The 20,521-nt window shown below is 65.9% G+C and carries 18 protein-coding genes and 1 tRNA gene; 7 read left to right on the top strand and 12 right to left on the bottom strand.

Going from position 1 to position 20,521, the window contains the following annotated elements; all coding sequences use genetic code 11:
• The first annotated feature begins 404 nt into the window (after nucleotides 1-404).
• The 3 genes from ABNF93_RS27045 to ABNF93_RS27035 all read left to right on the top strand — a co-directional run bounded on the left by ABNF93_RS27045 (nucleotide 405) and on the right by ABNF93_RS27035 (nucleotide 2,222).
• A complete protein-coding gene (locus ABNF93_RS27045) occupies nucleotides 405-812 on the top strand; it encodes an STAS domain-containing protein (RefSeq protein WP_349331008.1) in 408 nt (135 codons plus the stop codon).
• 105 nt (nucleotides 813-917) lie between these two features.
• Complete coding sequence (locus ABNF93_RS27040) at nucleotides 918-1,931, top strand: phosphatase PAP2 family protein (RefSeq protein WP_349331007.1); 1,014 nt, start codon at nucleotides 918-920, stop codon at nucleotides 1,929-1,931.
• 93 nt (nucleotides 1,932-2,024) lie between these two features.
• Nucleotides 2,025-2,222 (top strand): hypothetical protein, encoded by a 198-nt coding sequence (locus tag ABNF93_RS27035; RefSeq protein ID WP_349331006.1) that lies wholly within the window; start codon nucleotides 2,025-2,027, stop codon nucleotides 2,220-2,222.
• Between the two features lie 253 nt (nucleotides 2,223-2,475).
• Here the strand turns inward: ABNF93_RS27035 and ABNF93_RS27030 are convergent, their stop codons facing one another.
• Complete coding sequence (locus ABNF93_RS27030) at nucleotides 2,476-4,800, bottom strand: ATP-binding protein (protein ID WP_349331011.1); 2,325 nt, start codon at nucleotides 4,798-4,800, stop codon at nucleotides 2,476-2,478.
• A 1,158-nt stretch (nucleotides 4,801-5,958) separates the two neighbouring features.
• Between ABNF93_RS27030 and ABNF93_RS27025 the strand changes: the two genes are divergently transcribed.
• Nucleotides 5,959-6,258, top strand: coding sequence for a hypothetical protein (locus ABNF93_RS27025; RefSeq protein WP_349331012.1), 300 nt, complete (start codon nucleotides 5,959-5,961; stop codon nucleotides 6,256-6,258).
• A complete protein-coding gene (locus ABNF93_RS27020; protein ID WP_349331010.1) occupies nucleotides 6,147-6,716 on the top strand; it encodes a tyrosine-type recombinase/integrase in 570 nt (189 codons plus the stop codon). Before ABNF93_RS27025 ends, ABNF93_RS27020 begins: the two co-directional genes overlap by 112 nt.
• An 85-nt stretch (nucleotides 6,717-6,801) precedes the next feature.
• Here the strand turns inward: ABNF93_RS27020 and ABNF93_RS27015 are convergent.
• Nucleotides 6,802-6,891 (bottom strand) — tRNA-Ser (locus ABNF93_RS27015).
• A 151-nt stretch (nucleotides 6,892-7,042) separates the two neighbouring features.
• On the opposite strand from ABNF93_RS27015, the gene ABNF93_RS27010 reads away from it, so the two are divergent.
• On the top strand, nucleotides 7,043-7,705 hold the full coding sequence (locus tag ABNF93_RS27010) for a phosphoribosyltransferase (RefSeq protein ID WP_349331005.1): 663 nt from the start codon (nucleotides 7,043-7,045) through the stop codon (nucleotides 7,703-7,705).
• Nucleotides 7,706-7,875: 170 nt separating this feature from the next.
• Here ABNF93_RS27010 and ABNF93_RS27005 read toward each other — a convergent pair whose 3' ends face one another.
• Together ABNF93_RS27005 and ABNF93_RS27000 are read right to left on the bottom strand one after the other, a co-directional pair.
• The gene (locus ABNF93_RS27005) at nucleotides 7,876-8,082 is read right to left on the bottom strand and encodes a hypothetical protein (RefSeq protein WP_349331004.1); all 207 of its coding nucleotides are present in this window, start codon (nucleotides 8,080-8,082) and stop codon (nucleotides 7,876-7,878) included.
• 103 nt (nucleotides 8,083-8,185) lie between these two features.
• Nucleotides 8,186-9,865 carry a long-chain fatty acid--CoA ligase gene (locus tag ABNF93_RS27000; protein WP_349331003.1) on the bottom strand — a complete coding sequence of 560 codons (1,680 nt, stop codon included), beginning with the start codon at nucleotides 9,863-9,865 and terminating at the stop codon, nucleotides 8,186-8,188.
• 268 nt (nucleotides 9,866-10,133) lie between these two features.
• Here ABNF93_RS27000 and ABNF93_RS26995 point away from each other — a divergent pair, with 268 nt between their 5' ends.
• Nucleotides 10,134-11,729, top strand: coding sequence for an LCP family glycopolymer transferase (locus ABNF93_RS26995; RefSeq protein ID WP_349331002.1), 1,596 nt, complete (start codon nucleotides 10,134-10,136; stop codon nucleotides 11,727-11,729).
• Nucleotides 11,730-12,111: 382 nt separating this feature from the next.
• Here ABNF93_RS26995 and ABNF93_RS26990 read toward each other — a convergent pair whose 3' ends face one another.
• From ABNF93_RS26990 to ABNF93_RS26955, 8 genes are all read right to left on the bottom strand, one after another.
• Nucleotides 12,112-12,585 carry a hypothetical protein gene (locus ABNF93_RS26990; protein WP_349331001.1) on the bottom strand — a complete coding sequence of 158 codons (474 nt, stop codon included), beginning with the start codon at nucleotides 12,583-12,585 and terminating at the stop codon, nucleotides 12,112-12,114.
• Between the two features lie 99 nt (nucleotides 12,586-12,684).
• Nucleotides 12,685-13,560: a carbohydrate ABC transporter permease gene (locus ABNF93_RS26985; protein ID WP_349331000.1), complete on the bottom strand. Its 876-nt coding sequence runs from the start codon at nucleotides 13,558-13,560 to the stop codon at nucleotides 12,685-12,687.
• Between the two features lie 139 nt (nucleotides 13,561-13,699).
• Nucleotides 13,700-14,638 (bottom strand): carbohydrate ABC transporter permease, encoded by a 939-nt coding sequence (locus ABNF93_RS26980; RefSeq protein ID WP_349330999.1) that lies wholly within the window; start codon nucleotides 14,636-14,638, stop codon nucleotides 13,700-13,702.
• A 26-nt stretch (nucleotides 14,639-14,664) separates the two neighbouring features.
• The gene (locus tag ABNF93_RS26975; RefSeq protein ID WP_349330998.1) at nucleotides 14,665-16,104 is read right to left on the bottom strand and encodes an ABC transporter substrate-binding protein; all 1,440 of its coding nucleotides are present in this window, start codon (nucleotides 16,102-16,104) and stop codon (nucleotides 14,665-14,667) included.
• 261 nt (nucleotides 16,105-16,365) lie between these two features.
• Entirely contained in the window at nucleotides 16,366-16,992 is a 627-nt protein-coding gene (gene soxR, locus ABNF93_RS26970) for a redox-sensitive transcriptional activator SoxR (protein ID WP_349330997.1), read from the bottom strand.
• 299 nt (nucleotides 16,993-17,291) lie between these two features.
• Nucleotides 17,292-18,383, bottom strand: coding sequence for a thiamine pyrophosphate-dependent enzyme (locus tag ABNF93_RS26965; protein ID WP_349330996.1), 1,092 nt, complete (start codon nucleotides 18,381-18,383; stop codon nucleotides 17,292-17,294).
• A 90-nt stretch (nucleotides 18,384-18,473) separates the two neighbouring features.
• Nucleotides 18,474-19,385 (bottom strand): cation diffusion facilitator family transporter, encoded by a 912-nt coding sequence (locus ABNF93_RS26960; protein WP_349330995.1) that lies wholly within the window; start codon nucleotides 19,383-19,385, stop codon nucleotides 18,474-18,476.
• Nucleotides 19,386-19,483: 98 nt separating this feature from the next.
• A complete protein-coding gene (locus tag ABNF93_RS26955) occupies nucleotides 19,484-20,518 on the bottom strand; it encodes a phosphotransferase (protein WP_349330994.1) in 1,035 nt (344 codons plus the stop codon).
• Nucleotides 20,519-20,521: the final 3 nt, after the last annotated feature.

The raw sequence follows: 20,521 nt of genomic DNA, 5'->3' as shown, positions 1-20,521 counted from the left end.
ACCGGTGGTCATTCCATGGACGCCCCTGACGCCCATCCCCACAAGGAAGAACCGGCTCGATCACAGACCACAAACCATCGTCGATCACACCTGAACGGATCATGAAACCAATACTGGCCGACCACACACCACATCTTTAGGAGACACGACCTAAAGCGCAAGGCGAAACCCGCCCCGCTGATCCCGAAGGACGGGCGCCGCCCGATCGCTGCCGCTAAGGACCTGCTCGGCCGTTTCAAGACACGGCCGAAGAAGCCTCGTGGGCCGGTTGCCAAGGCTCAGCTGGTCTTTGTTCGTATCAAGCGCTGGTGCGCGCAACAGGGCACACCACGCCGCCGGAACTAGTCGAGCACGCGTCGCGCGATCCGTTCGGCAGCAGCTACGGATGACGGAGGTGAGGGCAAATGTCAGAGCTGTGGGTGCGTACCAGCCACCGTGAAGGTCGAACCATCGTCAGTGTGTTCGGTCCGATCACTCGGCACACCACACCAACACTGCATCAACACCTCCGACGAATCCTCGCCGGCCCTACCGCAGGCGAGATCGATATCGACCTCAGCAGCTGCATCCACACCGATGTGGACGGTCTGCTCGCCCTCGACATCATCGGCAAGACGGCACGCCGCTACGGCCGGAAACTGGCGTATGTGGCGGTCCCACCGCTGATCGAGCTCATGGTCGGCCGTTACCACCTGGATCTCCCCCTCGCCCCGGACAGTCCCAACACCGATTACACCGACGGCACCGCCTCCACCATGGCGGCCACCGGCGATGAACAACCCACAACCAGCCAGTCACGCCACGGGCCATAGCCAAGCACCGCACCGTCCCCCCGCGACGACACCGTTCCCGCCACGACAGCCTCAGAAGGCGATGAAGCCATGCAGCGTAGACGAACAGGCCGAGACAGCTCACCCATGCGGCGTCTGGTTCGAGGCGTGGTCGCGGCCTGGCTGCTGGTGCTGGCGCTGGTCCAGGTAGTGGGACTGGTGCTGGTGTGGTGGATCTTCATCCGGACACCGCACGGCCAGGTCCTCGACGCCAGTGTGCTGCGCGCGGCCGGCATCGGCCGTTCCCAGGTCGCCGATCTGGTCGACACCCTGCTTGATGCGGTATCGCTGGCGTCCTTGATCGCCGCGACCATCGCGATCGGGTTCATCGCCGTTACCCGTCGCCGCTACCGGCTTGCCGTGGTCGCCACCCTGCTGATCGTCGGCGCCACTGCCACCAGCCGGGTGTTGAAGAACATCGTGATCGACCGGCCGGACCTCGGCATCGCGGGCACCAACATCGGCGCACCCAACAGCCTGCCCAGCGGTCACATGACCGTCGCCGCAGCTGTGACCGTCGCCGCGGTTCTGGTCGTCCCACCCCGACTGTGCAGCCTGACCGCTGTGGTCGGCACCATCTACACCGCGCTCACCGGGATCGCCACCCTGTCAGCCGGCTGGCACCGACCCAGCGATGCCCTCGCCGCCCTCCTCGTCGTCGGCGTCTGGGCCTCGGCAGGCGGCCACTTCCTAGTCCGCGCACAACGACACGAACCCGTCCAGGAACCCGCCCGACCGCACCACCACACCGTCGCCATCCTGGCCCTGGTGGGAGGGGCATTGCTGGCCGCCACCGTCCTCACCATCGGACTAGTGGACCACGCAGAGCTCACCCCACCCGTCGAACTCAGCACACCACGGCTCATCGGCGTCTATCTAGCGGGAGTCACCGGCATCGCCGGTGCCACCTGCCTGCTGTCGGCCATGGTGCTGTCCACCGTGCACCGCGTCGTCCCCACACTCGACCAACCCACCCTGATCGACACCATCATCGAAGCCTTACCAGCAGACCCGACCAGCCAGCCAGCAACCGAGACCAGACCGACCGGGCGATCTATCAACCCAGCGGCAGCAACGCCATCGGACACCATCCGGAAGTAGGCCAGCGGTGCCAACGGCGTGCAGCAGATGGCGTACCGATCGGGAGATCAGACGCCAGCGCTCACGCCCCAGAAGCAGGACCTGGAGGTCATCGTGCGGATCGCAGTAGTCGTCGCCGTCATCTGGCTCCTCATCGGAGCGCTAGCAGCAGCCCAACGCGACTACTTCCAGAACGCTGAGGCAAGCTGCGCCGAGGCCGGCAACGTGGCGATCACAGTCGTCGCTGGCCCGTTGAACTACGTCGGCGTCAACCCGAAGATCAAGTGCAAGGTCCCCCAGCCATCGTCCTAGCTACTTCGACCTGAAAATGCTGGGCTTCGGTAAGCAGGGGGTTGGCCGTGTCCCTGCTGGCCGCCAGGTCGGTGCGCAGGCCGGTAGACACCTGCCAGCCCACGATCACCCGGGGTGAAGACGTCCAGGACGAACGCGACGTAGCTCCAGCCGGCGTGTTGCATGTGTACCCACCTCCCGTAGGGAGCGTCGGCGCCGAAGCCGTGCCTGCATGGTCACGAAGCACCGCTCACCTTCGGCACTGGTACGAGGATCAGCTGTGCCGTGCCTGTCTGCCAGAATGGGTTGGGAGGTGTGTGGCGATCAGCCGGAGCAAGTGGTTGGTGTCGACCGGTTTGGTGACGTATTCGGTCGCGCCGGCGGCGAGGCCTTCCTCCCGGTCGCCTTTCATCGCGTTGGCCGTGACGGCGATGAGGGGCATGTTGTGATGGGATGGCATTGTCCTGATGCGGGCCATGGTGGCGTTGCCGTCCATGTCGGGCATCATCACGTCGATCAAGGCGAGTCCGATGTCGTTGTGGCAGTCTAGTGCGTCTATTGCTGCTTGACCGTTGTCGACAGATACGACGTTCAGCCCGTGCTGCTCCAGGGCAACCTTTAGTGCGTTGACGTAGCGTGGATCGTCGTCGGCGACGAGGATCTTCTCGCCGTGGAACTGTCGAGGATTGGGTGGCGGCACCGCTCCAGCTCCATCGCGTATGTTTTGATCGTGCGTTCCCTCGTCTAGGCCGAACAGCCCGGCCACTCGTGCAGCGCTGACTTCTGTGTCTCCATCTTCGCCAGCCTGGGTGGTTCTGCCGACGGGTAGGAAGAGAGTGAAGCTGCTGCCTTGTCCCTCCTGGCTGTGTACCTGCAGCTCGCCGCCGAGCAGGCTGGTGAGTTCCTTGCTGATGGAGAGGCCGAGGCCGGTGCCGCCGTAGGTGCGGCTTGTCGTTCCGTCGGCCTGGCCGAAGGCCTCGAAGATGTGGGCGAGCTTGTCAGGTGGGATTCCGATTCCGGTGTCTTCGACATTGAGCGCGATCCGTCCGTGCGCCGATTTGAGCGCGGGGTTGGTCACCTCGGACTGTCCGGCCATCTGGATGTGGAGACGAACAGCTCCCTTGTGGGTGAACTTGATCGCGTTGGAGAGCAGGTTACGCAGGATCTGCTGTAACCGGAGGCGGTCGGTCTCTAGGCTGATCGGTACCTCAGAGGAGACGGTCACCGCCAGGTCCAGATTCTTGTCGGCGGCGAGCGGCCGGTACAGCGAATCGATATAGGTCACCAAACCTTCTACCGTGACCGGGACTGAAACCAGGTCCATGTGCCCGGCTTCCACTTTGGCCAGATCAAGGATGTCGTTGATCAGCTGCAGCAGGTCGTTGCCCGCCGAGTGGATGGTCTGGGCGAACTCGACCTGCTGATCGGTGAGGTTGCCTTCGGCGTTGTCGGCGAGCAGCTTCGCCAGGATCAGTGCGCTGTTCAACGGTGTACGCAACTCGTGGGACATGTTGGCCAGGAACTCTGACTTGTACCTCGATGCCAGCGACAACTGCCGAGCCCGCTCCTCAAGCTCCCGGCTGGCCAGCTCGATGTCGCGCTTCTGGCTGGCCAGCTGCGCCGTAGCGTCGGCTAGAGCGGCTACCTCACCTCTTGCCTCGACGATAATCCCCTCGCGATTCTCACCTTCAGCAAGGGCACTGGCAGCGGTCGAGATACTGCGGACCTGGCGGGTCAGGTTGGCCGCCATGACGTTGACGCTGTCGGTGAGGTTTTTCCAAGTGCCGGCAACACCAGGTACCCGCGCCTGTCCGCCGAGCCGGCCCTCAGTGCCGACTTCGCGGGCGACCCGGGTGACCTCCCCGGCGAATTGGGACAGTTGGTCGACCATGGTGTTGATAGTGGACTTGAGTTGGAGGATCTCACCGTCGGCGTCCACGTCGATCTTTTGGCTCAGGTCACCGCGGGCAACTGCGGTGGCGACATGGGAGACGTCGCGCACCTGGGCAGTGAGGTTGGCCGCCATGAAGTTCACCGAGTCGGTCAAGCTGCGCCAAGTGCCCGCGACCCCAGGTACCCGCGCCTGTCCACCGAGCCGGCCCTCAGTGCCGACTTCGCGGGCGACCCGGGTGACCTCCCCGGCGAATTGGGACAGTTGGTCGACCATGGTGTTGATAGTGGACTTGAGTTGGAGGATCTCACCGTCGGCGTCCACGTCGATCTTTTGGCTCAGGTCACCGCGGGCAACTGCGGTAGCGACATGGGAGACGTCGCGCACCTGGGCAGTGAGGTTGGCCGCCATGAAGTTCACCGAGTCGGTCAAGCTGCGCCAAGTGCCCGCGACCCCAGGTACCCGCGCCTGTCCACCGAGCCGGCCCTCAGTGCCGACTTCATGAGCTACGCGGGTGACCTCATCGGCGAACAGTGACAGCTGGTCGACCATCCTATTCACCGTCGCGCCCAAAGTGACCATCTCGTGGTCGGAAGGCATTGACCTCGATGGCACGTGCATCCGCTGGGACAGATCCCCCTCAGCCACCGCAGTAAGGACACGACCGAGTTCGGCAGTCGGCCGGGGATCCGTCGGGCGACGAGACATACCCCCTTCGCCCACTACATGGGAGATTGAGCGGAAGGTCATCCTCTCCGAATGTGCCTGCCTCGCCCTGTCATGTATCGACTGGCGAAGCCCGTGGGCAACACGGCGCGTAGCGTTCGCTAGCGTTGCAGCCTTGACGCGGTCAGCTGCAACGACCTTCCGCACGAATTTCCACTTAAGCAAATGTATTTCCTACGTTGCTAACACTTCACTTCAAATCCTATGCCGGGCATCGTTTCCAACTCGCCTAGGCACACGATCAAAATGAGACGATCAACCACCCCAAAGGGAGGATAAGCGATAAGGACTGCAGGCGGTGGTCGTGTCCACCCAATGATGGTACGCGTCCGGAACTGGGCATGCGATGGCAGGCTTCAGAGGGACTCAGCGTTTCGACGCAGGGGGCGACCCTGTTGGGCATGAGGCGGCGCGCAACAAGAGGTTCGACCCGCAATGCCCACGGCCGAGTATTCCGTAATACTTCCCGCGCGACTCGGTACTGCGGGGTTAGCTTACGAGGTTGGGATATGCCAGGCGTCGATATCGCCTTTGAGAAAGACCCGGCAAGGGGTATCAGGCGGGGCTTCGTGGCAGATGTGGTAGAGCTGTCCCGCCTGGAGACTGGGCTGGCTGGTCCAGGTGCGATGGGGTGCGAGTAGAAGTCGCGGAGTCGCCATCCGGTTCCTGGGTTGTACAGCAGGATCCGATGACCGTCCTCGCCCGAAACAACGAGCTCGTGCGCGGTCCCTGAGTCTGGCGAGGCGAGGCATGGAACTCGTAGGCCGGCTAGCTTGTGGGTGTGCGGGCTTGGCCGGAACGTCGCGCTGCGCGGCGTAGTTGGCCCAGTCGATCAGCATGGCACCAAGCCCGCGTCCTCGCTGGCTGTGGCTCACACACTGGATCGAGAACATCGCAGTGCCGCCGCATATCGGCGACAACACTCATGCCGGGTACCTCGGAGATGTCGAGACTCATCTGACCCCCGGTATCGGTGCGCACCGACTTGACCGACTTGAACCAGAGCACCTCGAGGGGCTCTACGCGAGGATGCAACGAATCGGTGCCGCGGCCGGCAACGCCCATCACGTACACCGGACGATCAGAACCGCCCTGAACGAAGCAGTACGTCAATGGCACCTTGCAACTAACCCAGCATCCGTGGCCAGGGCTCCCACGCTTCCGGAGACCGAAGTCGAGCCGTACGACGTCGGCGAGGTGAAGCGGCTGCTGAAGGTCGCCGCAGAGTTGCCACGCAACAGCGCGCGGTGGGCGGTGGCGCTCGCCTCGGTCTTCGTCAGGGCGAAGCACTCGGGCTCCGTTGGGAGGATGTCGACCTTGCAAACGGCGTGCTGTGGGTGCGACGGAGTCGGCTTCGGCCGAAGTACGTACATGGCTGTGGTGGCAAGTGTGGGCAGCGTGCCGGCTCGTGTCCGGCACGTCGTCCAGCACGACCCGTAACGAAGGCCACCAAGTCTCGGGCAGGCCGGCGCCGGATCGGTCTGCCCGACCAGCTCGTGATCCTGCTACAGCGGCACCGCGATGAGCAGGCTGCCGAGCGTGCGTTTGCGCGCAACCTCCGGTCCGAGGGTGGCTGGGTCTTCACGTCCCCGGTTGGTGCTCCGGTCAACCCGAACACCGACTACCACCAGTGGAAGGCGCTGCTGAAGAAGGCAGGTGTGCGCAACGGCCGTCTGCACGATGCACGACATTCGGCCGCGACCTTCCTCCTGGTCCTCGGCGTTCCTGAGCGAACCGTCATGTCGATCATGGGATGGTCGACGACCGCTATGGCCGCGCGCTACCAGCACGTGACCGACCCGATCCGACGGGGTGTGGCCGAGCGAATCGATGGGCTCCCTGTGGGACGTCGACGACTCGAACGGCTCGGTCGCCAAGCCGCCGGGCAGGACCAATGAGACCAAACCGAGACCAAGGCGCCGGGCCGCCCCACTCGGTGGGGATCGGCCCGGTGCCGGTGTCGGGCGTTTGCCCTGGTGAGAGCGGAGGCGGCGGGATTTGAACCCGCGAGAGGGTTGAGCCCTCAACCCGCTTAGCAGGCGGGCGCCATAGACCGGACTAGGCGACGCCTCCCCTGGCAGAAGCCAACATGCCGGATCAGGGTAGCGGTCGCCCCACCGACCGGGCAAAGCGCATTGCCGATGCCGACGATCCGGCCCGAAGAACCGGGGCGGGGCGGTGCTCGCCCGGCGCTGGCGAGGTACGGTGCCTAAGAGGTGCCGCCATGACCAGGCGAAGCGGAGTACGCACGGCCGGCTACACCGACCGTTATGACGCGGGTCGCCAGCTGGCAGACCAGCTCGCGGCCTACTCCGGGCGTGCCGACCTCACCATTCTGGGTCTCCCCCGAGGAGGCGTCGTTACCGCCGCCGCCGTGGCCGAACGCCTGGGCGCTCCCCTCGACGTCTTCTGCGTACGCAAGCTCGGCGTCCCCTGGCACCCGGAGCTCGCGATGGGGGCGGTGGCGAGCGGCGCGGTTCGCGTACTCAACGATGATGTCGTACGACAACTCGGGATTCGCCCCGACGAGATCGACGAGGTAAGTCGGCAGGAACTTGCCGAGCTGGCCCGGCGGGAGGCCGCATACCGCGGAGACAGACCGCCGGCGCCGCTCGCCGGGCGGATCGTCGTCCTCGTCGACGACGGCGTAGCGACCGGGGCTACCGCCCGCGCTGCGGCGGTGGCCGTCCGGCGTCTCGATCCGGCGCGGGTGGTGCTCGCCGTCCCGGTCGCGCCGGCGCAGGCGTTGCGCGAGTTCACCGACGTGGTCGACGAGATCGTCTGCCCGCTGACGCCGGATCCGTTCGAGGCGGTCGGTCGGTGGTACCGGGATTTCCGCCCGACGTCGGACGACGAGGTGCGCGCTCTACTCCAGGCCCATCCCTGACTGGACCCCCGGCGAGACAGGGTTCACGGGTCGCCCGAGTTCCCTGCCCGACAGTGCTCGTCGGACGTCCCAGAACCCTTGCCTGCAAGGCCAGTCAAGGCCAACGCGATGGCGAGGGCCCTTCCTCGGCTGTGAGAAAGGGCCCTCACTGGTGATACTCGAACCTCGGGCTAGAGCCCCACCCCGAGGCCCAGGGCGGCGGCGAGGAGATCCCCGACCTGGACCGCTGCGGACAGGGCGACATCGAGGCCGAGGCCGAGGTGGTCGAGCAGGGACGAATCCCCCGTCGGCGCGATCGTGCTCGCCGACGCCGGCGTCGCGAGCGTCGGTACCGCGACGATGGCCGCGATACTTGCCGCCGAAAGCAGCTTCTTCATGACAGTCCTTCCACTAGACAATACGGACAGCAGTGGTCCGACTACCCAATGCAGAAGGGGTAAACCGAAAAGTGAACGAATAGCGCCAATACCTCACAAGCGCTCACTCCTCGTCAGCAGCACCAGCTTGGCGCGCAGGCGGAGTGAGCGTCTCGACGACCAGATCGCCTTCGGCATAACGCTGTCTGAGAACCTTCTTGTCGAACTTCCCGACGCTCGTCTTCGGCACCTCCGCCACGAAGGACCAACGTTCCGGCAGCTGCCAGCGAGCCACCTGCCCCACCAGGAAGTCGCGCAGCTGCTGCGCTGTCACCGACTCACCGGTACGTACGACAACCGTGGCCAGCGGCCGCTCTCCCCAACGCTCGTCGGGTACGCCCACCACCGAGGCCTCCGCGACCGACGGGTGACCCATGAGGAGGTTCTCCAACTGCACCGACGAAATCCACTCTCCCCCGGACTTGATCACATCCTTCGCCCGGTCGGTCAGGGTGAGAAACCCGTCAGCGTCGAGGTGTCCCACGTCGCCCGTCCGCAGCCACCCGTCGTCGAACCGGTCCGACGCGTCCTCGCCGTAATAGCTGCCGGTGATCCACGGTCCGCGTACCTCCACTTCGCCGACGGTCTCGCCGTTCCACGGCGCGACCGCGCCGTCAGGTGTCACCACCCGGGCTTCGACGAGGGACACCAGGCGGCCCTGGGACAACCGGTAGCGCCACCGCCTCTCGCCGACGGAGTACTCCGGCGGCACTGCGACGGTCGCCACCGGCGAGGTCTCCGTCATGCCCCACGCGTGCAGGATGCGTACGCCATGGCGTTCGAAACCCTCCATGAGCGTTCGTGGGCACGCCGAACCGCCGACGATGACGTCGCGCAGGCTGGACCAGTCGGTGTCGGGATTGGCGTCGAGATACTGCAGGACCCCGCCCCACACGCTGGGCACGGCCCCCGCGAGGGTCACGCGTTCGTCCTCCACCAGTCTGGCGAGCGGTTCCGGCGTCATGAACCGGTCCGGCAGCACCAGCGATGCCCCAACCAGGAAGCAGGCATGAGGAATCCCCCACGCGAGGACGTGGAACATCGGCACCACAGGCAGCGCCCGGTCGTTCGACCCGATCGCCAGTGCGTCGCCGAGCGCGATCCCCATGGAATGCAGGACGACAGACCGATGCGAGTACACCACGCCCTTGGGATTGCCGGTCGTCCCCGACGAGTAGCACATCGCGGCCGCTGACCGCTCGTCGGTGTCGGGCCAGTCGAAGGTGTCGGGCTGCCCGGTGAGCAGATCGGAGTACGCATGGACCTCGACGCCAGGTGCTTTGCCTTGCACAGTGCTGGCAGTTTCCGCGGCGTTGTCGCCCACGACCACGAGGTGGCGCACCGTCGTGAGCGACGGCAGGACAGGGGCGAACGCCGAGAGTAGCGTGGCATCCGCCAGGACAACAAAGTCTTCCGCGTGGTTGGCGATGTAGGCAACCTGGTCGGAGGGCAACCGGATGTTCAGGGGATGCAGCACCGCCCCCATCGACGGGACGGCGAGGTACGCCTCGAGGTGCTCCTGGTTGTTCCACATGAACGTCGCGACCCGCTGGTCGGCGGTGACGCCGAGCCCGCGGAGTGCGTGCGCGAGGCGGGCGGCGTTGCGGGCCACCTCGGCATACGGTGCCCGCCGTACGCCGTCGGCCGTCAGCGTCGCCACGGACCCTGTCCGTCCGTGGACCGTGCTGCCGTGATGCGTCAGCGATCCGATGGTGAGCGGGACGTCGAGCATCGTGCTGCGCAAGGCGACCTCCTCGTCGGCAACCGTCGTACGGCCGATCTTGGCAGCCCGCGCTGCCGACCAACAGGTTTGTGCGTGCCTTTGTACGGCCAACCTTCGGTGGCAAACTGTCCGATATGGGCGGCAACCTCACGGCGAGTTCGTTCGTCGAGCTTGGGTAAGAAAGACCTGGCCAGCCCGGTTGACGGCCGGCCAGGTGTGTTTTGCGTGGTCCCGAACGATAATCAGTGGTCCCGAACGATTGCCAGCCGAGTGGGATTGAATACGGTCAATGTCTGAGTCTGTCCGGGACGAGTACGGTGTGCCGCGGCGCGGCCCCGTCGGGCCGCGGCCGCCAATGCGGCCGCGCCGTCCGTCGATGTCGTTCGGCCTTGCACTGGGACTCACCGTAATCGGAACACTGCTCCCTGGTACCGGACTGATGGCGGCCAACCGTCGCCGGCTGGGCTCGCTGATCTTCTTCGTCTATCTGCTCCTCACCGCCGGCGCGGTCTACCTCGCCACCACCCAGCTACGCGAGCTCATGCACTGGGCTGTTCGGCCCGAGGCGCTCAATGTGATCAGTGTGGTGCTCCCGGTCCTCGGACTCGCGTGGATCAGCGTGATCGTCGGCACCTACCGGTCGCTGCGCCCCGACCGTGCGAGCGTGGCGCAGCGGCTCGCCGGCTCCGGCATGATCGTCGCGCTGGCTCTGGTCATCCTCCTTCCACTCGCGGTCGGCGGCAGGTACGCCGGCGTGCAGCGGGGCCTGGTCGAGCACGTCTTCGCCGGCGAGGACAGCAGGAGCGCCACCCGGCCGAAGAACGTCACCCAGAAGGATCCGTGGGGCGGCCAGGACCGGGTCAACGTTCTCCTCCTGGGTGGCGACGGCGGCAAGGGCAGGATCGGTATCCGGCCGGACAGCCTGCAGGTGGCGAGCATCAACACCGAGACCGGCGACACGGTCCTCTTCAGCCTGCCTCGCAACCTCGAGAAGGTGCCGTTCCCGCCGGACTCCGTCCTCGCCGACGCCTATCCAGAGGGCACGTACGACGGTTCGGGCGACCGGCTGGAGTGGATGGTCAACTCGATCTACGAGAACGTCCCGCAGCAGCATCCTGGGCTACTCGACAGCGACAACCCCGGCGCCGACGCTACGAAGCTCGCGGTCGGCGCGGCACTCGGGATCCAGCTCGACTACTTCGTCCTCATCAATCTCGAGGGCTTCAAGGAACTCATCAACGCACTCGGCGGGATCACCGTCAACATCAACGAACGCGTCGCGATCGGTGGCTCGTCGGACGAGGGCGTCGAGCCGAGTGACTGGCTCGAACCCGGGCCGAACCAGCACCTCAACGGCTACAACGCCCTATGGTTCGCGCGCGGCCGCTACGGCTCCGACGACTATCACCGGATGGAACGCCAGCGCTGCACGATGAAGGCGATCATCGACCAGGCTGAGCCGGGCAAGGTCCTCACCCGCTACGAGTCGATCGCGCAGAGTTCGAAGGACATCGTCTTCACCGATATCCCAGGCTCGCTTCTTCCCGCGTTCGTCGACCTGTCGATGAAGGTGCAGCGCGGGGCCCAGGTCAAGAGCATCGCGTTCACGAACACGATCATCCGTCCCTGGGACCCCGACTACGACCTGATCCGGTCCATGGTGGCCAAGGCGATCAGGAGCAGCGGCACCGAACAGGTGTCGGACCCCGGGCAGGATCCGAAGCCCGCACCGGACGAAACCGGATCCCCGGACGCCACGCCGTCGCCGACGCCGACGGACGACTCCGACGACTCGGCGTCCCCGTCGCCGAGCACGAGTCGCACGCCAGCGCCCGGCGGTGACTCGCTCGACGACGCCTGCGCCTACCACCCGGCGGTCGACTGACCCAACCCGGCGATCACCGGCGGCCGATTCCGCCGACGGGCCGGGCGGCGCCCGATGACGGCGGCTCCGAGCAACGGCCCAAAGCAGCGCGCCGCCCCAGCTCCCGTGGGGGGCGTGGGAGCCGAGGCGGCGCGTGGTGACACACCATGGAGGGATGGCGCAATCATGCTGTTCAACGATGCGTCGAACCAAAGGGTTACGCTCAGCTTTGAGTCGACTCTAATTTGTAATCAAAGCGGTGCTCTGTGACCCGGTCGTGGTGGACGGATGTCGTACGCATGACCTCGGCGTCTTGGATGAGGGGACCCTCATACGGCCTGGTGACCAGGCCCTTCGCGGGTCGCCCGTCCGCCCAGTGTCCACGATGTGTGGGCGGTAACGCCTAGAGCGGGCGGTAGCCGTGTGCGTCGTTCAACCGGTCCCGAAGCTGTTCCTCCAGGGTCTGGGCTGGTACGTCGAGTAGCCGGGAGGCGATCAGGCTGCTCCGCCCGTCTGCGAGCTCGAGGACGAAGACGGTGCCCGCCGCGCCGTCGACCCGGCGTACGTCCGCGACGTCGGTCCACCGCGCGGTTCGCACGCTGTCGCGGCGCCACGTGGTCTGGTTGCGGAAGCCGGCGGCGTCCATCGCGAGCGGCGCGCCACGGCTGAGCATCGTCCACGCGACCCAGCCCGCGACGACCGCGAAGATCGCGACGAGGAGCCACTCCACCGCCAGCAGCGCCGGCCGGTCGAGCGCCGGAACGCTCCGCCGCAGGACGTCCAGCAGGAGAGCGAGACCGAGCCAGAGGCAGGCCATGCCGACGACCCGGAGGCGCAACGCCGGACGCAGGCGGAATTTCGTCGGCTTCTCAGGCATGCGCACGAGTCTGTCACGCGGCCCCGGGACGGCTGACGCCCCTTCACCCGGCTGGCGTTGCGCACGGCGCCACCACCATGGGTGGCGCCGTGCGCACTCCTACTTCAGGGCGCCCCGGGTGAGGCCGGAGACGAACTGCTTCTGGAAGAAGATGAACACGAGGATCACCGGCAATGACGCCAGCAGCGCCCCGGACAGCAACATTCCGTAGCGGAAGTCGTACGGCCCGACGAGCGAGGCGATGCCGAGGTTCATCACGAACATGTTCGGGTCGGTGGTGATGACCAGCGGCCAGAAGAAGTCGTTCCAGAGCCCGAGGAAGGTGAGAATTCCGAGTACGGCGACACCCGGCCGCACCAACGGCAGGACGATGCGCCACCAGATCCGGAACTCTGTCGCACCGTCGACGCGCGCGGCATCCAGCAGTTCGTTCGGTACCGAAAGGGTGTATTGCCGCATCAGGATGATCCCGAACGCCGTCACCGCGCGCGGGATGATCAGACCCTCATAGGTGTTGAACCAGCCGAGCGTACGCATGATCTCGAACTGTGGCACCAGCAGCACCTGGGTCGGCAACAGAATCGTGACCAGCATGATGACCAGCAACTGGTTCTTGAACCGGAACTCGTGCTTGGCGAATGCGAATCCTGCCAACGACGCCAGCGTCACGGTGAGAGCCGTGCCGACCACCGCCACGATCGTGGTGTTGAGTGCCCACCGCAGCATCGGGAATCCGACGACCAACTCGTACATGTTGGTCCAGGTCCAGGCCTGGGGGAAGAGTGCGAACTCTTCGGAGAAGATCTCCTCATTCGGCTTGAACGCACCGAACGCCATGTAGAGGTAGGGCAGTGCCTCGATCACGACGCCGAGCAGCAGCACCGCGTTGAGCACGACTGCCGCCACGATGACGTTCCACCGGCGGGGAGCGCGCGCCCTCAGGTCACGCATCAGCACTTTGTCAGCGACCGCCATGGTTACCCTCCCCACTCCTCACTACAGCCCCAGCCGTCACAACAGCCTGAGCCATCACTACAACCTGAGTCATCACTACAGCCTCACTCATCACAGAAGATGCCTCTCTGGTCGGGGACCCAGACTGGACACGATTGCCTTACTCACCGGGAGACGCCCAACCACCGAAGACCTTGATATTGATCGCGGACACGGCCAGCAGGAAGAACGTCATCACGTAGGCGATGGCGCTGGCGTATCCCACATTGAAGAACTGGAAGCCCTGGTTGTAGATGTAGAGCGTCACCGTCAGCGATGCATCGGACGGGCCGCCTTGGGTCAGCAGGAGCGGCAACGCGAACAGGTTGTAGGAACCGATGATGGCCTGCAACACGACGAACAGCGCGATTGGCCGCAGGAGCGGCAGCGTGATGTGCCAGAAGGACTGCCAGCGACTTGCACCGTCAATGGCGGCCGCCTCGTAGTAGTCCTCGTCGATGGCGTTGAGGCCGGCCATCCAGTACAACGCGTTGATGCCGGTCCAGGTCCAGATACCGATCAGGACGATGGAGAACATCACCACCTTCGGATCGGTGAGCCACGCGATCGAATCCAGGCCAAGACCTTTCAGGCCGTAGTTGAGCAGGCCGGCGTTCTCGTCCAGGATCCGGAACGCGATGACCGCGATGATGACCTCGGAGGTGAGGACGGGGAAGAAGAAGGCCGTCCGGAAGAACGTCTTCCACCGCACCAGGCGCGAGTTGATCCCAAGCGCGAGCAGCAGCGAGACCCCGCCGATCAAAAAGACGCTGCCGAGTGCGTAGATCGTGGTGTTGCGCATCGCCATGCCGAAGCGCTCGTCACCCAACAGGTGCAGATAGTTCCCCAGTCCGAAGAACGACCGTTCCTCGAACCCGAAGCCTTTGGTGAAGCTGAGGATGAACGAGTAGAGGATCGGATACAGGCCGAAGATCGCGAACAGGATGAAGAACGGCGCGATGAACAGGTAGGGCGCAACACGTCGCTGACGGCGCCACCACCACTCTCGAGCTGGCCACAGTGGCCGGCTCAGGCGGGTCACGAGAGTCGTCGATGCCATAGCGGGTCAGTTTCCCTTCTCAGGAGCTACGCCGTCACGAATTCGATGGTGTCCAGGGCTTCGTTCTGGGCGTTGGTCAGCGCCGTCTTCGGCGGAATGTTGAGGTTCTGCATGGCCGGCGTCACGCCGATTCGGACGAGCGCGCTCGTCGCCTCCTGGTAGTAAGGGGACGAGTAGGCGTTGTTGATCTCGGGAGACACCTCGTTGATCAACTGGCCCACCCGTTGGTTGTCGAAGAACTCCAGCGGCTCGTTGAGCTTGGACTCCTGGAATGCCGGCCGGTAGGTGGGCCAGACCTGCCGACCGGCGAAGTCGTACATCAGCGCCTCGGTGGTGGTGTGCTCGAAGAGCACGAAGTCCATCGCTTCCTCCACGAAATCGCTGGTCTTCAGCACCGAGACCCCGGTGCCACCCCACGTCGCCGTGCGGGAACCTCCGGCTTCCCAGCGTGGGAACGGCATCAGGTGCCACTTGCCCTTGGTACTGGGGATGTTCTGCTGGACGAATCCGCTGAACCGCCAGGACGGTCCGAGCAGGGAGGCGATCTTCCCCTTCTCCAGCGCGATGTTGTAGCTCTGCCCCTGCGGGGTCAGGATCGACCAGCCGTCCTTCACGGCGTCCTGCATCCACGTGAGGGAGCGAAGGCCGGGCGGCTGGTTGAACGCCGGCTTGCCGTCAGCGCCGAAGTAGCCGCCGCCGCCCTGGAGCGTCAGCAGCCACCACTGGTTGGCGTCGAGATACGCCTGGTCCAGGAGCACGTCGCCGGTGTCGCGGTGGAACCGCCTGGCCTCCTCGACGAACTCCTCCCACGTGGCGATCTCGGTGTTGACGCCCGCCTTTTCCCAGACGTCGTGCCGATAGCTCATCAAGCAGGCATTGAGCTCGTTACCGACTCCGTAGGTTTTGCCCTGCCAGGACCAGGGATCGGTCGCGGACGGGTGATAGAGGTTGTCCCATTCACCCATCTGCTGGAGCTTCGGCTTGAGGTCGGCGAAAATGACGTCGCCTTTGATATAGCGCGCGAACTGCCCGATCTCGACATCGACGATATCTGGCCCACCGGACTGCGCCTGCGCGGTAACCAGCAGCTGGTCGTGCATCTGCTGGTAGGGCAACACCAGCCACTCGATCTCGAAGTCGGGATTTCTTTCCTTCTTGTATAGTTCCCACGCCTTTTTCTGCCAGGCTGTTCGAGTGTCGGTAAATGCCCAGAAGCTCAGCGTCTTCTTGGCCCCGCGGTTCAAATTAGGTGATTCGCCGCAACCTGACAGCCACCCGCCCGCAGCGGCGGCACCCGCGGTAGCGGCCCCCTTCAGGACGGTCCTCCTGCTCACAGGCGCCATGACCAGTAGCCTCCAACAGCGTTCGACATCGAATACTCGGGCGATGCCCGCCAAAACAAGAAGAAACCGGCCTACGCGCCAAACGCCGATCAGCCGAATTTCTGCGAGATTCCCGGTGGGCATATGTAGCAGTTGCTATGCGGTTTTTACGCTATTCCACCGAACGAGCTGCCAGCGGCGCTGAGCGTACGCCGCCGGCGGATTGAGCGGCTAGGAGCGTGACCTGCTTCGGACGTCCTGAAAGAATTTCGGTAACGCATAGTGCCGAAGCCTGAGGTGCCAGCGCAAGTCCCTGGGGACCAGTGATGCCCACCCATCGCTGTTACTACGTCGGCAATTCGTTCAGCACGGGACTTCGTTAGTGGTTGCTCCGATTGCGCCCGTTCAGGCGTGAACACACCCGCTCATGGGAGATTCGGAGCCTTCCCCGCAGTGGGATGAGGTGCACTCAACCTGCCCGGAAACTGACGACCCCGACGAAGGCTCCGTACACGCCGAAGGCCGGGATGCGGACGTAGCCGATGAGGACGGGTCGGATGGCGAGGGTTCGGGCGCCGCGTCACCGACGAGTCGGCGTGGTCCCGATCCGCTCGCGGCAAGCCGGTCATGGGGGTTGGCGAGGGCGCACCGATCGATGGAAAGGCACCCGCACCCAATGCAGTCGGTGAAGTCGTCGCGCAGTTGTTGCAGCTGGCGGATGCGATCGTCGAGCTCCGCCCGCCAGCGCCGGGACAGGCGTTCCCAGTCCCGCCGGTTGGGTGTGCGACCGTCCGGGAGCTCTGCGAGTGCGTCTCCCACATGCGCCAACGGGATGCCGACCCGCTGCGCGATCCGGATCAGCGCGACGCGGCGGAGGGTGTCACGCAGGTAGCGGCGCTGGTTACCGGAGGTACGCCGGCTGGTGATGAGGTTCTGCCGTTCGTAGAAGTGCAGCGCGGAGACTGCGACGCCACTGCGTGCGGCGAGCTGGCCGACGGTGAGTTCCTTCTGGTCCCAGGTGGGATCGTCCATCGTCCGAGCACTCCGATCCGGCTTGGCCACGTCGCGGCAGCGCCAGGACCTCACCGGCGGCCACGCACACCTTCACCTCAACAATAGGTGAGGGTCGGGGGAAGGGGCCGGGCCGGCGAGCCAACGTCGGGGCGGTCCAGATCGCGGAGGCGGGCGATCTAGACCGGCCCGGCGCGGGCTCGCGCCTATCCGGAGAAGAATGCTGCGGGCCAACAGGTCTGGGGCCCTACCGGACTGGCGCTGACCCAGCCCGGACGTCTCACTACAAGGTCACCGCACCGGCACGCTCGACAGTCGACTCACGAGGCCACCTTCCGTGCACAGAGGGGGCAGTCTTCGGGGCGTTGGTTCTCGGCGACCATTCTGATCGCCTGTGACACCCGGTAAACCGCCTCGGTACGAATCTGGGCCAGCCGTTCGTCCTCGACGGTTCCCTGCTGTCGCAGGCTGGTTTCATACGTCGGGAGCGGGTCCTGGGCCACGACGTCGTACTCATCCGGCAGGTAGCCGGTAACCCGGCTGGCGTCTTCCTGCCGCACTCTCACGGTGCCTACCTCAACGAGGGAAGGACCTTCGCCTGACCTGGCTCGGGTCACTGCGCGCCCGGTCGCTGTGTAGATCGCTTCCACCGCGTTGTGCTCCACACGTTCCCCCGGGATGTCATAGGTCGTCAAGGGGGTGAGGCTGTCCATCTCGGTACTCCCCGAACTCGCAGCCATTGGTGGGGTCGTTCCATAGTCGTCCTCGACGACGAAAACAACAGGCAGTTTCCAAAGATTGGCCAGAGTCATGGCCGACCGGAAACCTTCCTCGTCCGCCACTGCCCGGTCGACGATCGACGCCGCGATCTGGCCGCTGCGGCGTTCCCGGAACGCGAACGCGCGCCCGAGCGCGGACAGGTAGCCCTCCGACAACATCAGCGGGCTGGTCCAGCGGAGGTCCTCGGCGGCCCAGGCGTCCTGCGCCGACCCACCTGCGGGTGGAGCGATGCTCGCGATGCCACCGGACTGGGGCCGCTCCGCGCCGACGCCGTGCGTGCTCCCGTGTCGATGCGCCAGGCCGACCGACTCCTCCGCCAGGCGGTGGAGGTCCAAGCCGCGCGCAACCGCGAGCTGGTGCGGCCTCGTCACGGCCGTCACCGCGTCGCGTGGTCGCAGCTGTGCCGCCACTGCGGCGGCCACGGGCTCCCGCCCGACAAACGCCAACCCCAGGGCCTTGGCCCGGTCACCGTCTCGATCGACGTCGCCGGCCGGGTGATCGTCATGGTCCTGATCTCGCGCCGCTGCGGCTTCGAACTCGCGGCGTACGGCGTCGTCGAACGCCCTCACCAGGATCATGAGGCGGAACAGTTCGACCCGAGTTGCGTCAGTCAGCGTCGGGTCTTCGGACATGACTCCTCCCTCTTCCCTCCGTAAGGAAACCGCTGCCGCAGGAGAGGGGTTGCACCATGCCGCTGATTGGCCCGACAAATCAGCGAAGGCTCAGTCGTGCACGGCGCCCTCGTGGCCGCGATGCTCGACCGACTCGATCTGGAACGTCGAGTGTTCGACATCGAAGTGATGCGCAAGGCAGGCGCGGAGCGCGTCGAGCACCTTGCCGGTCTGTCCGCCGGCGATGGTGGCGTCGTCGACGACCACATGGGCGGACAGGACCGGAAGCCCGGAGGTGATCGTCCAGGCGTGCAGGTCGTGGACCTCGAGGACACCAGCGACACAACAGATGTGATCGCGCACATGATCGAGGTCGACACCCTTGGGCGCCGTCTCCAGCAGGACATCGACGGCGTCGCGGAGGAGCACCCATGCCCGCGGCAGGATGACGACGCCGACCGCGATTGATGCCACGGCGTCCGCCGCGACCCATCCCGTGGCGGCGATCACGACCGCCGCCACGACGACCGCGACCGAGCCGACGAGGTCGCCGAGCACCTCGAGGTAGGCGCCCCGGATGTTCAACGACTCCGACTGTGCACGGTGCAGGAGCAGGAGCGACGCGGTGTTGGCCACCAGGCCGATCACCGCGACGACCAGCATCAACGTCGACGCGACCTCGGGCGGGTCGAGCAGGCGTCGTACCGCCTCGACGAGGATGTAGAGGGCGAGACCGAACAGCAGCACGGCGTTGATGACGGCGGCGAGGATCTCGGCCCGCTGCCATCCGAAGGTACGCCTGGCGGTCGGCGCGCGCTGGGCGAGGGTGATGGCGATCAGCGCCATCGTGACGCCGGCCGCGTCCGTCGCCATGTGCCCCGCGTCGGCGAGCAGCGCCAGCGACCCCGACAGCACCGCGCCGACCGCCTCGATCACCAGGACGGCCACCGTGAACGCGAGAACGGCGACCAACCGGCCGCGGTGAGCGCCGGTCACCGTGCCGTGGTTGTGCCCGTGACTCATCGTGCCGCTGTCTCCCGTACGTCGTGGCCCCCAGTCTTTCCTACGCCTGGCCGGTGGCGTCCGGGATCTCTCCTACCCGCTCGGCGAGAGGTGCGGGCTCAGGTCGCGAGGAGCGTGGACCACCCGGTGAGGCGCATGACCAGGTCGGGCAGTTCCTCGATCTGCTCCCTGGCCCGGACGTCCGCCTGCATCGGTTCGATCGAGCGGTGGTCGACGAGCCCGAGCGTCACCTCCAGGCGTTCGGCCAGTCGGGTGAGCCGGAGCCCCACCCGGCGGGCGATCACGGCCCGACCGGTACCGGGCGCGGCACCACCCTCCGCTGTGTAGGCCGACAGCGCGCGGCGCACCATCGCCGCGTCCGGTGCCGAACGGCCGAAGGCGGCGAAGTCCAACAGCGCGTGGGCGGCCTCGAGCGGGGCACTGTCGGGACCGGAGGTGTCCCAGTCGATGAGGACCGGACCGCGTTCGGAGATCAGGACGTTCCACGGTTCCACGGCGCGGTGCGTCACCACGTATCCGCCGGCCTCGGCGAACGCCTCGCCGATCCAGCGGGACGCGTCGAGGATGTCGGCCAGGTGTTTGCGCAGGGCAGGCGCCCACAGCCGCCCCTGTGCCTCGCCGTCGGCGAGCCAGGCGTGCCAGCGGACAGCGGGGAACAGGCCGTACGACTGCGGCTCCGGCGTGGCGTCGAGCGGCTCCAGCTGATGCAGCCGGGCCAGCGTCGCACCGAGCCACTCACCCAGGTCGTCGTCCTTGTCGACCGGACGATGGTCGATCCATTCGTACGCCCGGAACACGCCGAACCCGTGCACGCGGGTCGCGCACCCGAACGCCGGGCTGCGCGGCTCGATCGGTCGAGGCGCGTCGATCCCCGCGTCACAGGCACGGACCTCGAACGCCATCGCGCGGTCGAGGTCCGGTCGCCACTCCGGGTCAGGACCGACCCATAGCCGCTTCACGAGGAAGCGCCCCGCCATGGTGGCGAGCGCCCACGTCTCGTGGTTGCCGTGGTGGTGGGGGACCAGCGACTCGATCGGCCGCCCGAGGCCGAACGCCTGGGCAATCATGGCCGCCGACGGCGACGGCGGGTGCGGAGTGGGTGCCTCGGTTGAGGAAGCGGGCGGCGGGGGCATCTG

Origin of the sequence: Actinopolymorpha sp. B9G3 (assembly GCF_040120725.1) — a bacterium.
GTDB lineage: Bacteria > Actinomycetota > Actinomycetes > Propionibacteriales > Actinopolymorphaceae > Thermasporomyces.
This window is presented reverse-complemented; position numbering and strand designations above follow the sequence as displayed.

What these genes read in the sequence shown, in the direction of transcription:
- ABNF93_RS27040 (WP_349331007.1), top strand. Translation starts at nt 918, where the DNA reads ATGCGGCGTCTGGTTCGAGGCGTGGTCGCGGCCTGGCTGCTGGTGCTG.
- ABNF93_RS26985 (WP_349331000.1), bottom strand. Translation starts at nt 13,560, where the DNA reads ATGGCGGTCGCTGACAAAGTGCTGATGCGTGACCTGAGGGCGCGCGCT.
- soxR (WP_349330997.1), bottom strand. Translation starts at nt 16,992, where the DNA reads ATGGACGATCCCACCTGGGACCAGAAGGAACTCACCGTCGGCCAGCTC.
- ABNF93_RS27005 (WP_349331004.1), bottom strand. Translation starts at nt 8,082, where the DNA reads ATGAAGAAGCTGCTTTCGGCGGCAAGTATCGCGGCCATCGTCGCGGTA.
- ABNF93_RS26990 (WP_349331001.1), bottom strand. Translation starts at nt 12,585, where the DNA reads ATGCCTGAGAAGCCGACGAAATTCCGCCTGCGTCCGGCGTTGCGCCTC.
- ABNF93_RS27045 (WP_349331008.1), top strand. Translation starts at nt 405, where the DNA reads ATGTCAGAGCTGTGGGTGCGTACCAGCCACCGTGAAGGTCGAACCATC.
- ABNF93_RS26980 (WP_349330999.1), bottom strand. Translation starts at nt 14,638, where the DNA reads ATGGCATCGACGACTCTCGTGACCCGCCTGAGCCGGCCACTGTGGCCA.
- ABNF93_RS27010 (WP_349331005.1), top strand. Translation starts at nt 7,043, where the DNA reads ATGACCAGGCGAAGCGGAGTACGCACGGCCGGCTACACCGACCGTTAT.
- ABNF93_RS26975 (WP_349330998.1), bottom strand. Translation starts at nt 16,104, where the DNA reads ATGCCCACCGGGAATCTCGCAGAAATTCGGCTGATCGGCGTTTGGCGC.
- ABNF93_RS26955 (WP_349330994.1), bottom strand. Translation starts at nt 20,518, where the DNA reads ATGCCCCCGCCGCCCGCTTCCTCAACCGAGGCACCCACTCCGCACCCG.
- ABNF93_RS27030 (WP_349331011.1), bottom strand. Translation starts at nt 4,800, where the DNA reads ATGTCTCGTCGCCCGACGGATCCCCGGCCGACTGCCGAACTCGGTCGT.
- ABNF93_RS26965 (WP_349330996.1), bottom strand. Translation starts at nt 18,383, where the DNA reads ATGTCCGAAGACCCGACGCTGACTGACGCAACTCGGGTCGAACTGTTC.
- ABNF93_RS26995 (WP_349331002.1), top strand. Translation starts at nt 10,134, where the DNA reads ATGTCTGAGTCTGTCCGGGACGAGTACGGTGTGCCGCGGCGCGGCCCC.
- ABNF93_RS26960 (WP_349330995.1), bottom strand. Translation starts at nt 19,385, where the DNA reads ATGAGTCACGGGCACAACCACGGCACGGTGACCGGCGCTCACCGCGGC.